General features: G+C 61.9%; 9 protein-coding genes. 3 read left to right on the top strand and 6 right to left on the bottom strand.

The genetic code is table 11. The features are described 5' to 3' along the window. Positions 1 to 159: 159 nt before the first annotated feature. Both P5W99_RS03130 and P5W99_RS03125 read right to left on the bottom strand, forming a co-directional pair. Positions 160 to 1,701 carry a hypothetical protein gene (locus tag P5W99_RS03130; RefSeq protein ID WP_421042421.1) on the bottom strand — a complete coding sequence of 514 codons (1,542 nt, stop codon included), beginning with the start codon at positions 1,699 to 1,701 and terminating at the stop codon, positions 160 to 162. 203 nt (positions 1,702 to 1,904) lie between these two features. Next, complete coding sequence (locus P5W99_RS03125; protein WP_028232226.1) at positions 1,905 to 2,075, bottom strand: rubredoxin; 171 nt, start codon at positions 2,073 to 2,075, stop codon at positions 1,905 to 1,907. A 299-nt stretch (positions 2,076 to 2,374) separates the two neighbouring features. Between P5W99_RS03125 and thiD the strand changes: the two genes are divergently transcribed. Further along, entirely contained in the window at positions 2,375 to 3,226 is an 852-nt protein-coding gene (gene thiD, locus P5W99_RS03120; protein ID WP_421042422.1) for a bifunctional hydroxymethylpyrimidine kinase/phosphomethylpyrimidine kinase, read from the top strand. 132 nt (positions 3,227 to 3,358) lie between these two features. On the opposite strand, the gene groL is transcribed toward thiD, so the two are convergent. The 4 genes from groL to P5W99_RS03100 form a co-directional block, all read right to left on the bottom strand. Beyond that, entirely contained in the window at positions 3,359 to 4,999 is a 1,641-nt protein-coding gene (groL, locus tag P5W99_RS03115) for a chaperonin GroEL (RefSeq protein WP_342952206.1), read from the bottom strand. A 44-nt stretch (positions 5,000 to 5,043) separates the two neighbouring features. Then, the gene (gene groES, locus P5W99_RS03110; protein ID WP_028202123.1) at positions 5,044 to 5,334 is read right to left on the bottom strand and encodes a co-chaperone GroES; all 291 of its coding nucleotides are present in this window, start codon (positions 5,332 to 5,334) and stop codon (positions 5,044 to 5,046) included. Between the two features lie 454 nt (positions 5,335 to 5,788). Then, a complete protein-coding gene (locus P5W99_RS03105) occupies positions 5,789 to 7,243 on the bottom strand; it encodes a DUF2252 domain-containing protein (RefSeq protein ID WP_421042423.1) in 1,455 nt (484 codons plus the stop codon). A 29-nt stretch (positions 7,244 to 7,272) separates the two neighbouring features. After that, positions 7,273 to 9,009: a SulP family inorganic anion transporter gene (locus P5W99_RS03100; protein ID WP_421042424.1), complete on the bottom strand. Its 1,737-nt coding sequence runs from the start codon at positions 9,007 to 9,009 to the stop codon at positions 7,273 to 7,275. Positions 9,010 to 9,556: 547 nt separating this feature from the next. Here P5W99_RS03100 and P5W99_RS03095 point away from each other — a divergent pair. Together P5W99_RS03095 and P5W99_RS03090 are read left to right on the top strand one after the other, a co-directional pair. Then, positions 9,557 to 11,338 carry an FAD-dependent oxidoreductase gene (locus P5W99_RS03095; protein WP_421042425.1) on the top strand — a complete coding sequence of 594 codons (1,782 nt, stop codon included), beginning with the start codon at positions 9,557 to 9,559 and terminating at the stop codon, positions 11,336 to 11,338. A 241-nt stretch (positions 11,339 to 11,579) separates the two neighbouring features. After that, positions 11,580 to 12,632: a glycosyltransferase family 2 protein gene (locus tag P5W99_RS03090; RefSeq protein WP_421042426.1), complete on the top strand. Its 1,053-nt coding sequence runs from the start codon at positions 11,580 to 11,582 to the stop codon at positions 12,630 to 12,632. The last annotated feature ends 52 nt before the right edge of the window (positions 12,633 to 12,684 follow it).

Here is a 12,684-nt window from a genome sequence, read left to right as displayed (position 1 = left end):
AAAGTCGATACGGAACGGCGGTTGGCCTCAACGCACTTTCCAGCGCTCCGTAGCAAGGAGATGATCACTCTATCATGCGCAGCCGAGCCGACCGCATGGCCGCCGAGGCGTATATAGACGCACCTGTGCGCCAACACACGCCTGGCAAAGCGTTGCGCCTCAACGCGGCGCGAGTTGCGCCGCCGCACTCGCTGCGCCCGCACCACAGGTTGCGCCCGCCGCAATTGCCGCGCCAAGGGCGCGCACCGCCGCGCTCGCATCGGGTTGGGCGACGCCCGCCGCCACCTTGTGCAACATCGCGCGCAGCGCCTCGTTGGCGTGTTCGATCGCCTGCGCGCCCGGTGCTTCCACGGCCACGTGGCCCGACGCTGCTTGCGCCCCCTGCGCCCCCCGCGCCCCGCCAGCCGCCGCGTGCGCGGTGCGCCGCCAGGCGAGACCGAGCGCGTCGGCAAGCAGGCCCACGTGACCGAGCCCGAGCGCCCACGCCGCCGCGCCGATGCGATACGCCGCATCCGCCGCCACGAGCGCCGCCGCGCATTCCGCGGGTGCACCGGCAGGCCGCAGCGAAAGTGCGCGAGACGCCGTGCCAAGCTCAAGCATGGCGGCGTCGGCGGTCTGCAGGAAATCTTCGTACGCGTTGCCGTTCACCACGAGCGCGCCCAGCTCGCGCGTGCGCGCCACGCGCGCCGCCAGCGCATCGGCCTGCGCGCTGCCCGCCTCCCACAACGCCTCGGAGGCCTGGGTGCCGGCAACATGCCAGTCCACGGTCAGGCCGTAGTCGAGCAGCAGATCGACATCGGCGGTATCTTCCGCGGCGGCGCCGAAGAGCGCGTAATCGCGCCACAGCACCGCGAGCGCCACGCACACGAACGACTGCGGCGCGACGCGCAGGCCACGCGCCTGCTCGGCAATCAGCAGATTGCCGCGCGCGTAAAACGAGCGCATGGGACCGTCGCCCCAGATCGTCACGCCGTTGCGCAGCACCCGGGCACAAGCCGAAGCAAGACGCCAGAAGTCGTAGGTATCGGCGCTCGCGAGTTCCGCGATGCAGGCGTCCAACTCGCCGAACGCGGCCTGCGCGAACTGCTCCGCCGCGCGGCTGCCATTGGCCATGCGCGCCTTCAACGCGGGCAGCAAGGCCGCCTCGTAGCGCGCCCGAATCTGCGCAAGCCGCTGCCCCGGTTGCGCGGCCAGCGTGGCGACCGCGATGGGCCGGCCGGACAGCGCGACATCCTCATAAGCAAGCACGACGCCCGCTCCATGCGAGGCGAGCGCCTCGAACAGCACGCGCTGGCGCGCATACAGCACCGGCGAGCACGCCAGTTCACGCAGATTGTGACGCTCGAGCGCGGCGACCAGATCGATCAGCGCATCGCGGAACGCCTCGCGAATGTGGCCCTCGTCTGCTCCATCTTGATCGTGCGCGGGCCGCGGCGGCATGCCAGGCGGCGGCGGCGCGGGCACCGATGCCGCCAGCGCAAGTGGCGAGGCCAGCAGCAACGTGTCCGCAAAACGCGCCGCCGCAAACCAGCCCGCGTCGCGCAACGCGCGCGCCGCCTGGCGCAGCGGCCGTGCGACATCGCGCTGCTCGTCGAGCGCGGCAAGCGCCTGGGCGAGCGCCGCATGCGCGAACGGCACTTGCCCGCCACGCGGATTGGGCAACGCTTCGAAACGGGCAACCGACGTCGTATGAAGGCTCATGGGCAGCGCCAGGAACAGTTGCGATGCGGTGCGAAAAGCGGCCAGCCGGCCGGCAGGCCGACTACCGCCTCGCGCGAATACCGGCGGGGTCGGGCAAAGAAGCGCGGGCGCCAGCCACGGACGCTACGGGCGCCGGTACAACGTTCGATAACGGTATTAACAACAACTGACGACGATCAGGCCAAAGCCTCGCACGAGACGCCTCAGATCTGAACCATCTCGAAATCTTCCTTGCGCGCGCCGCACTCGGGACATGTCCAGTTGACGGGAACATCCTCCCAGCGCGTGCCGGGGGCGATGCCTTCGTCTGGCAAACCGGCCTCTTCATCGTAGATCCAGCCGCAGATCAGGCACATCCAGCTTCTATATTCCATTCTTATGCCGCGTCGAAAAGTCCAAAAAACCGCCTGCAGCAAGCGCCGCGGACGATCGGGAAAACTGTCTGAAAAACAGGATCCATGATGGTACCGTGTTGCTGATTCCATGCCTAGCGACTGTGGCCGCGCCCAAGTCGCGCGCCTCGCGCGCCATCACGAGGCGAAAATCCCTCGCGTGTGGCAGATCATCCGTCCCCGGCAACGCCCGCGAGGCCGCATAATCGAACCGTCGGCGCGAGATAGCCGCGCCGTCACCGCAGCAACCACGAGCCAACCTAACATTCCCGTCAACGCACATGCCCGGCGACACCCCTCCCATCGTCCTTACCTTCGGCCTTTCCGATCCGACCGGCGGCAGCGGCCTGCAAGCCGATCTGCTCACGCTCGCCAGCATGGGCTGCCACGGCGTGAGCGTGCTCACCGGCTACACCGTGCGCGACTCGGCCGGATGCGACGAAGTCAACGGTCTCGACCCCGAGACCGTCGCGGCCCAGGCACGCATGCTGCTAGAAGACATGCCGGTGTCGGCGTTCAAGGTGGGCGCGGGCACCCGCGCCGAAGTGGTGAGCGCAATCGCCGAAGTGGTCGCTGACTACGACGAGGTGCCGCTCGTTGTGGCGCCCGACTTCACGCTCGACGACGAGCACGTGCTCGCCGCCGACGAGTTGCGCGAAGTCGTCACCGATCTGCTGGTGCCGCAAACCACCGTGCTGGTCGCCGACGTCTCGGTGCTGCTCGCACTCGCGCAACCCGACGGCGACGCCGACACGCCCAGTATCGACAGCGCGATCTCGCATCTGCTCTCCACCGGCTGCGAATACATTCTCTCGATGGAGACGGGCTCGCATCGCGTGGTGAACACGCTCTATAGTGAAGAGGGCCAGTTGCGCCAAGACTTCTGGGACCGCTCGAACCAGCCGATGATGGGGCTGGCCGACACGCTCGGCTCGGCAATCGCCGCGCTGCTCGCGAACGGGCAGGAGCCGCCCGAGGCGGTCCGCGAGGCGCAGGAATACCTCTATCAGGCCGTGCAGAGCGCATTCAGGCCGGGGATGGGGGCGTGGGTGCCAGACCGGTTTTTTTGGGCGCGGAGTAATGATGCGGAAGACGATGCAGAGGGCGATGAAGCGTCGCCGGGCGACGCCTGATTCCAGGCCGCACACCGGACGCACAAACGAAAAAACCCGCAGCAAACTGCGGGTTTTTTCTTTTCGGGCTCGGGGAAACGCACCTCGCGGCGCGCCCCCTGCACTTCAATGTAATTGCGGCGCGAGCCGTTCTTACATGTCCATGCCCATGCCGCCCATGCCGCCGGGCATGCCGCCAGGCATCGGAGCATCTTCCTTCGGCACTTCAGCAACCGCTGCGTCCGTCGTCAGCAGCAGACCTGCGACCGAAGCTGCGTTTTGCAGCGCGGTGCGCGTGACCTTCGTCGGGTCGACCACGCCGGCTTCGACCATGTCGACGTACTCGCCCGTCGCTGCGTTGTAGCCGTAGTTGCCCTGGCCAGCTGCAACCGCTGCCACGACCACCGACGCTTCTTCGCCGCCGTTCGTGACGATCTGGCGCAGCGGCTCTTCCATTGCGCGCAGGACGATCTTGATGCCTGCGTCCTGGTCTGCGTTGGCGCCCTTCACGCTGGCGATTGCCGTGCGTGCACGGATCAGCGCAACGCCGCCGCCCGGGACGATGCCTTCTTCAACGGCAGCGCGGGTTGCGTGCAGCGCGTCTTCCACGCGTGCCTTCTTTTCCTTCATTTCGACTTCGGTCGCAGCGCCAACCTTGATCACTGCAACGCCGCCTGCCAGCTTGGCAACGCGCTCTTGCAGCTTTTCGCGGTCGTAGTCCGAGGTCGCTTCTTCGATTTGCGTGCGGATTTGCTTCACGCGCGCTTCGATGTTCACGGCTTCGCCTGCGCCGTCGATGATCGTCGTGTTTTCCTTGCCCACTTCGATGCGCTTCGCTTGACCGAGTTCGTTCAGCGTTGCCTTCTCGAGCGTGAGGCCGGTTTCTTCCGCGATGACTTGACCGCCGGTCAGGATCGCGATGTCTTCCAGCATGGCCTTGCGGCGGTCGCCGAAGCCCGGAGCCTTGACAGCAACGGTCTTCAGGATGCCACGGATGTTGTTGACGACCAGCGTGGCCAGTGCCTCGCCTTCGACGTCTTCAGCGATGATCAGCAGCGGACGGCCAGCCTTCGCGACTTGTTCCAGAACCGGCAGCAGGTCACGGATGTTCGAGATCTTCTTGTCGAACAGCAGGACGAACGGGCTTTCCAGCACGGCGACTTGCTTGTCCGGGTTGTTGATGAAGTACGGCGAGAGGTAGCCGCGGTCGAACTGCATGCCTTCGACCACTTCCAGTTCGTCTTGCAGCGACTTGCCGTCTTCGACGGTGATAACGCCTTCCTTGCCGACCTTGTCCATCGCTTCAGCGATGCGGTCGCCGATCGACGTGTCGCTGTTTGCCGAGATCGAGCCGACTTGCGCGATTTCCTTGTTGGTCGTGCAGGGCTTGCTGACCTTGCGCAGCTCTTCGATTGCTGCTGCAACGGCCTTGTCGATGCCGCGCTTGAGGTCCATCGGGTTCATGCCCGATGCGACGTACTTCATGCCTTCGCGCACGATCGACTGTGCCAGGACCGTAGCGGTCGTGGTGCCGTCACCGGCGTTGTCGCTGGTCTTGGAAGCGACTTCCTTGACCATTTGCGCGCCCATGTTCTGGAGCTTGTCTTTGAGCTCGATTTCCTTTGCGACCGAGACACCGTCCTTGGTGACCGTCGGGCCGCCGAACGAGCGCTCGAGAACCACGTTGCGGCCCTTCGGACCCAGCGTGACCTTCACTGCGTTGGCGAGAATGTTCACGCCTTCAACCATCTTGGAACGGGCGGAATCGCCGAACACGACGTCTTTAGCTGCCATCTTCTAACTCCTTGAATTCTTGATGAATGAGCGGTGGTCTGAACTTACTTGTTCACCACGGCCATGATGTCTTCTTCGCGCATCACGAGCAGTTCGTTGCCGTCGACCTTGACGGTCTGGCCTGCGTACTTGCCGAACAGAACGCGGTCGCCGACCTTCACGTCGAGCGCGATCAGAGCGCCCTTGTCGTCGCGCTTGCCCGGGCCGATGGCCAGGACTTCACCTTGATCCGGCTTTTCTGCCGCTGCGTCCGGGATCACGATGCCCGAAGCGGTCTTGGTTTCTTGATCCAGGCGCTTGACGATCACGCGATCATGCAAAGGACGAAGGTTCATGGATAGATCCTCTATCTTGGTTGGGACTTGAAGAGACAAACCTGGCTGACGACAACCGCCAGCCAGCGATGTTTGGCACCAGAGTTGTTAGCACTCTCATGCGGTGAGTGCTAATTATATGGACGGGGAATGACAAATTCAAGAACGGGCCGGATGGGTTTTTTTGGCACACTGCGCTGGCCGGAAAGCCCGCAGTTCCAAGCCTCGGACACCCGATTCCGAGTTCGCCGCATGGGCGCGAGCCGCGGAATATCAGTCTTTTTTGTCATTAAAAACAATGGCTTATATTAACCACCGACTAGCTCGCGAGTCTTCCGAAGATAGCGGGCACATGACAGGCTGACGCGGCTTTTTAATCGATCCCCAATTTATCGCCGCATCCCAGGGGAATCCCTAAACATCGAGCAAATATTGAGGTGCCGATCAAATTCCTGGCGTGCTCCAGCCTCATTGATCATTGATGTATGACCTGGATCCGCCCCGTCTTGACCGCTGCCTTCAAGACCTCCCAATCGGCTTCATTGCGGTCGGCGTAAGCGAGCGCGAATCGCGCGATTGCCTCGTCGAAGGCACTCGACTTGCCGATATAACCGCAGATGAGTGCCGGATCGCCCGCCTTGGCCATCGAATGGGCCAGCGCGTGCGCGCAGGAGACCGCATATTCGCCGAGATCCTCGACATCGAAGGTGGTGAAATCGAATGCGCCCTTCATGTCGCGCAACTGGCGCACGTAGAAGTCGTTTCCGGTGTGCCGCATCTTCGACCACCCGAGGAAGATATCGCTCGCCGACTGCAGCAGGCGCTGTCCGTTCACCACACGCTGGCCGTGGTTCGGAAAACGGCTCGGCGGCACATAGCCCCCCAGCACGGAGGCGCGCGCCTCCTTCAATTGAAGGAATAGCGGGGACTCGCCATCGGCCATGAACAGCGCCTGATAGCACCGCGTCCCGACCGAGCCAATGCCCACGACCCGAATGGCCACATCCACGAGTTCATAGCGGTCGAACAGTGCGCGCCTGTCATCGGGGAGCGTCAAGCGGTAGTCGGCAAAAAACCGCCGGACCTGCGCCTCGTACTGCTTTTGGTCGTGCGGGCTCGCCAGGGGAACGTGATACACGAGCGGCGGCACGTCCTTGATGCGCAGCTTGCCGTTGACGATCTCGGTGGCATGCCCCATCTCGGAACGCGACGACTGCAGCCGCGCCTTCTCGATCACCGCCAGTTCTTTCTGTTTTTCCTCCAGCGTATCGGCAATCGCGAGCATGCTCGCGGCCCTGAACTGGTAGTACCAGACGTCGAGCGTATCCATCTGGCTGAACCTGACGATCTGCTGCCGGAACGTCTCGCACAGCCGCCGCACCGCGGCGCGCTGGTCGTGTGTCGTCAACCCGCGTTCGCGCGCGGCGATCACGAATGAGGTCGCCAGCCTGCGCAGATCCCAGTCGAACGGGCCAGGCAGCGTTTCGTCGAAGTCGTTGGGCCCGAACAGGATGCGCCGCTCCGGGCTCGCGAACAGTCCGAAGTTCGCGAGGTGCGCATCGCCGCCCAGCTGCACGGTCACGCCGGAATGCGGCAGCTTCGAAAGGTCATGGGCCATCAGCGGCGCGGCGCCGCGATAGAACGCAAACGGATTCGCGACCATGCGCCCGTAGCGAATTGGTATCAGCTCGGGCACCCGCCCCGCGTTGGACGCGTCGAGCAACGCGAGCGGATCCCGATCGTCGAGCCGGCACACCGCCAGCTTCGCGCGCGGCGCCATTTTGCGCGCCGCCTTGCCGCGCCCGATTCGCGACGCCAGCGAGCCGCGCCCGCCAAACAGCATGGACGGATCTTCCAGCACAGCCACGGCTGCCGGGCCAGCGGGTTCATTCGCAGGTTCATTGCGCTTGTCTGCAGCGGTTTTAGCCACGCGTCATCCCCTCTTCCTGTTCATTGGCTTCAGCCTGGTTTCGCATCGTCGGGAGATGCCGCCGATGTGTCCGGCGCGACGTTGCCGAGCGCCTCGATCGCGGCATCGACCGTGGCGAAGATCTCGCGCTGCGCGCCTCGCGCACGCAGCGCCTTGTAGCGCTCGATCTCACGACGCACGCCGGTTGGAAGCGCGACGGCCGCAATGCCGATACCGCGCCGTTCGAGCTCCTCAGCCAACTGTATCAACGCCTTGCCGCCCGTGTAGTCGATGTTGTTGATCACCGACGCATCGATCACCACCCAGCGCGGCGCCGGATTCGCTTCGTTCACGAGCATCAGCACTTCCTCGGTGAAGCGTCCGGTGTTCGCATAAAAGAGATCAGCTTCGAACCGGTAGACGACAATGCCTGGCACCGCGAATAGATTTGGCTCGACGCGATGCGGAACCCAGTGGCCGGAGGGACTGCGCGTGAGCACGCGCGTATGCAGGCGGTAGCTATGCCGCACATGGGCGATCAGTGACAGCACGACGGCGGCGAGAATGCCGTGCATCACATCGACGAACACGACCACGCCCGCCGTTAGCAGGGCGACGACCAACTCGTCCTTCTGCATGCGATAGAGCTCGGCCATACCTTTCGCGTCGATCAGCTTCACGCCGATCATGAAAACGATCGCCGACAATACCGCCGCAGGCAGCAGGCTCAGCGGGCGCGTGAGGAACAGCAGCACCAGCAGCACGATGGCGGCCGTCGTGAGATGCGCGAGCTGGGTGCGGCCGCCCGCTTCGTCGACCATCTCGGTCTTGGTCGGACTGCCGTTCACGACGAAGGTCCCCGTGAACGCCGCCGCGGCGTTCGCGGCGGCGAGCCCGACGAGGTCCGCGTTGTCGTCGCCCTTCTCGTTGTAACGGTTGGCATAGGCGCGCGCGGTCGCCGCGCTCTGCGCAATGATGACGATGAAGCACGAGGCGGCCGTGACCAGCACCTCGTTGACATCGGCCGCCGCCAGGCGCGGCAGGAACAGCGACGGCAGGCCGCCCGGCACGTTGCCCGTTACCGCGATGCCACGCCCCGCGAAATCGAAGACGCCGCTCGCGAGGATCGAGCCGATCACGGCAATCAGCGCACCCGGTGCGCGCGGCGCGAAACGCTTGCAGCCGATGATCACCGCCAGCACGCTGAACGAAAGCGCCGCGGTTGCAAGGTGCGCTGCGGGGATGCGTTCGAACGCCGAGACCGCTTGCATGATCGGACCATGCCCCTCTTTCGGCAGCCCGATCAGCCCGGCGAACTCGCCGGCGGCGACCTGCACGCCCACGCCGGTCAGAAAGCCGATCAGTGCGCTGCGAGAAAGAAAGTCGGCCAGAAACCCCAGCCGGAACACTCGCGCGATCACGAGCATCACGGCAACGGTGAGGGCCACCGTGCTGGTGAGCCCGACGTATTTCGGACTTCCCAACGCAGCGACGGTCGTCAGCTCGCCAGCAAGGATGGCGGCAGTTGCGGAATCCGCCGCGACCACCAGTTGCCGCGACGCACCCAGCACCGCGAACGCGATCAGCGGCAGCAATATCGTATAGAGCCCGGTCACGGTGGGCGTGCCGGAAATCTTCGTGTACCCCATCACCTCGGGAATGCCGAGCGCGGCGAGCGTGATGCCCGCAATGATGTCGTGTGGCAACTGGGCAGGCTTGACTGGCAAAACGCCTCGCAGAAATGGCAGGCGATGCGAACGGGACTCCGTGGCAGCAGCCGGTTTCATTGCGTCGCCTCCACCCGGGTGTCGTGGCGAAATTGCTCCATCCCAAAACGCTGCCCCCCTGAAAACCGTTTGTCAGGAAAGGCGGTAGGGGATGGGATCCGATCGAGACAACTGCAAACCTGATTCGAGACTGACACCGTCGTCTCTTTTGTACGAATAGTCAATAGTCAAGCGCCCCACCCAATTCATTGGGGCTTCGCTGTGGCTTCGCGGCGAGCGCGACGCGCCGGATCGGGCACGCTCGGGACGCTACCCTCCGCTCGGGCACACCGGGAAATGCAGGAACGACACTGGGTTAGCTAGCGAACGGAAACAATCGATAGCTGTTGATAGCTTCCCTGAAAACAACGCGCGTCGAAGAGGCTTTGATCCAAACCCTGCCTCATCTTGTTTGATTCCTGGCCGCGTCCGGTGAATGCCGCCGATCCCGACCTGGCGCTGGACCAACATCCGCGCTCCGGGCGCGCTTCGATTCGAGCCGGTCGCATTCGTTACGCCGTTTCCGGTATCCGAAGCTATCTTCAACGCGATTCGAGGTCGTTGAGAGATGACGCATTTTATCGATTTCGAAGCAGACGCCGCGTCGCCCATCGGGTGCGAGCCTTTTGATCTCATCGTGGTTGGCAGCGGTGCGGCCGGGTTGACCATCGTGCGCGAATTGTCCGGCCTTGGGCTCAAGATTCTACTGCTGGAAAGCGGTGGACTCCAGGAGTCTTCCAGCCACGAGGCGCTGAACAAGGTGGAAGTACAGGGTGCCCTCAACGACGCGAGCATGCGCGAAGCGCGTCAGAAATTCCACGCATATCAATTGAAGTTCTGGAGCGCCGAAATCCAGAAGTTCGGCGTCCGATGCCGAGTGCTGGGGGGATCGACGACTGGCTGGGCGGGCAAGGTTGCGCCCTTCGACACGACGGATTTTATTCAGCGCGACTGGATACCGAACTCCGGATGGCCAATCGATTCCGCCACCATCGCACCTTATATCGACCGGGCAGCCGAATGGCTCGACCTGGGACCGACCATCCACGACCGCACGTTCTGGGGCACCGCGAAACTAAAGGAACCAGCCGAAGTCTCGCGAATGCAGCACTTGACGTCCTTCTTCTGGCAATTCTCCCGCTCTCGTCACGACGCAAAGGACATCATGCGATTCGGGCCCGACTTCATGCGAGAAGCACATGAGAACGTGACGGTCCTTTTTAACGCGACGGTCTCCGCGGTGAATGTCGATGCAGACGGGATAACGGGCGTGCATATCATCTCGTCGCTCTCAGGTAGCAGGAGGCGAACAATTGAATCGGCGCATGTGGTGCTTGCCGCCGGCGCGATAGAAAATGCCCGCCTGCTGCTCATGTCGAAAGATCTCACGGGCGGCGCGCTGGGAAATCAGCATGACGTCGTCGGACGCTACCTGACGGACCATCCGTGCATTGCGCTGGGCGTTGTTTCGCCCGATAGCCACGCGCGTGTCGCCACATTGCTGGGCTTTTTTCCACTGCGCCTGAAGTATCGGGCCTTTATGTATTTTCACGGACTCGCTCTTCGCCATGAGGTGCAACAAGGCGAGCGTCTGCCCAACATGGCCGTTTTTGCACACATGCATATTTCGGATGATGATCCAATGGTCGCGCTCAAGCGCTTGATCAGGCGGCAGAGCGAGCATCCGGTGTCGGACATGCTGTTGGTCGTGAAAAGTTCGGGAATCGTCTTGAGTCTCATCGGTCGCAAAATCCTGGGCAGCCAGAAAGTGCCCTACCGGCTACGCCGCGCGATTGCAGACGCCGCAGTTCTGCTGAATGCCAATTTTGTGGCGCGAGACTATGTGACCAAAGGCACAGCGAGAAAGATCGAAGCGCTGACGCTAAATCTGATCTGCGAGCAAACACCACTGCCCGAAAACCGTATCACCCTCTCCGACAAGCGCGATCGCCTCGAACTCCCGCTTGCCCATGTCACCTGGGAGCCCGGAGTTTTCATGAGGCGCTCCGTGCTGAGGTTCTCGCAACTGCTGAAACAGGATCTATTCGCCGCGGGTATCGGCTTTGAATTTGCTCCAGAGCTGGCAACCGGCGACATGACGAAGCTCGTCTTGCACGATATGGCCCATACCGCCGGGACTACGCGAATGGGCATGAACCCCGCAACGAGCGTCGTGAACGACACCTGCCAGGTACATGGCATACGCGGCCTTTACGTGGCAGGCGCTTCTGTCTTCCCGACGAGCGGACATGCCAATCCGACGATGGTCATCATGGCTCTCGCGATCCGGTTGGCCGACCATCTTAAAACGCGAGTGGTGGCGCATCGCCTGACACACTTCGAGAGCTGACGCATCCCTGCATTGCTTAACGGCGGGAATGACGCCGACGCCAGAGGCAAAAAGGCCCGCAGTGACGAACTGCGGGCCTTTTTGCGCGGGCGGTGGACCGCCCGGGGAACCGTTCTTGTTCGGCCTGGCAGTATAGGGAAACTTCTTATGAGGCGCCCATGCTTTCAAAAAACCAACACCTATCAAACGTTGAGCCAACTTACAGCAAAGAACCTTCATCGAATGGGCTAGATCTACCGTTATGCGTGCGACGGCGCACGAACGCGCCCATTCTTTGATATCCACAATATGCGTCACGCATGCAGCGCGACTGTCCTGGCGCATCAATCCGACGCAAGCACACCCTCCTTCATACAAGAGCGAAATCAGGCACGAGATGAGGCGCGACTTCGAAAATCCCTATGGAGTGAGCGTAATAATTCCACACTACAATCGTGTTGATTTGCTTTTTATCGCCATAGAATCAATATCCAGACAAACCATCGCTCCGCGCGAAATTATTGTTATAGATGATGCATCGGGACTGCAATTCGAATTGCCAAGTCATTGTGGAGACCAGATAGCGTTGCGCCTGATTCGCGAGCCCGAGAATCGCGGAGCGGCGTGGTGTCGAAACAGGGGCATAGAGGAAGCGACTGGTGACCTGATCGCTTTTTTGGATGCGGATGACCGATGGCTACCGGACAAGCTGGAACGATGCATCGCCGCGCTTGGCCCCAAGCCTCCTCGGCACGCCGCGCGAGTGTTGTTCAGCAACGTCATGCTCGTCGATGGGTGCCGGCGCATGCTTGGCAACCCGTTTCCATACGATGGTCAATCGATGTTTGACTTCATTTTATTGGAAGGCGGATATTGCCAAACTTCAACCATCATGATGTGGCGCCATCAGTATCCGCTGATTAGCTTCGACGCATCTTTGCGCCGTCATCAAGATTGGGATTTTGCAATCAATGCGGAGATGGTGGGCAGCGAATTCATCTATATGCACGACGCCCTGGTTGAATATTCGTTGAGCGCAAATGCCAAAAGATTATCTGCCGGGACCAATTGCGAGCCAAGCTTGACGTTTCTCAAAAAATACGAAAAATTCATGTCAAAGCGGCACGTGTCCTGGTTCGTATTCAACGTATTGATTTACAAGAACCTCGATTTGCTGTCGAGATTTCATATCGCCAAAAAACTTATGGTAAATGAAATAAAACTACCAGGAAAAGGAAGGATATCATCGTTTATGCGATTGATTGTCGGGAGAAGCGGAATCAATATGATCAAGCGAATGAAGCAAAAAATTTGAATTCGACGCGTTACTCGACCAGGTTATCCATGTCCGAATGTAGACTCCGGCA

Origin of the sequence: Paraburkholderia sp. A3BS-1L, assembly GCF_051125215.1 — a bacterium.
Taxonomy (GTDB): domain Bacteria; phylum Pseudomonadota; class Gammaproteobacteria; order Burkholderiales; family Burkholderiaceae; genus Paraburkholderia.
This window is presented reverse-complemented; position numbering and strand designations above follow the sequence as displayed.

Coding starts and splice junctions, on each gene's coding strand:
- P5W99_RS03100 (WP_421042424.1), bottom strand. CDS start 9,009: ATGAAACCGGCTGCTGCCACGGAGTCCCGTTCGCATCGCCTGCCATTT.
- groL (WP_342952206.1), bottom strand. CDS start 4,999: ATGGCAGCTAAAGACGTCGTGTTCGGCGATTCCGCCCGTTCCAAGATG.
- P5W99_RS03095 (WP_421042425.1), top strand. CDS start 9,557: ATGACGCATTTTATCGATTTCGAAGCAGACGCCGCGTCGCCCATCGGG.
- P5W99_RS03090 (WP_421042426.1), top strand. CDS start 11,580: ATGCGTGCGACGGCGCACGAACGCGCCCATTCTTTGATATCCACAATA.
- groES (WP_028202123.1), bottom strand. CDS start 5,334: ATGAACCTTCGTCCTTTGCATGATCGCGTGATCGTCAAGCGCCTGGAT.
- P5W99_RS03130 (WP_421042421.1), bottom strand. CDS start 1,701: ATGAGCCTTCATACGACGTCGGTTGCCCGTTTCGAAGCGTTGCCCAAT.
- thiD (WP_421042422.1), top strand. CDS start 2,375: ATGCCCGGCGACACCCCTCCCATCGTCCTTACCTTCGGCCTTTCCGAT.
- P5W99_RS03125 (WP_028232226.1), bottom strand. CDS start 2,075: ATGGAATATAGAAGCTGGATGTGCCTGATCTGCGGCTGGATCTACGAT.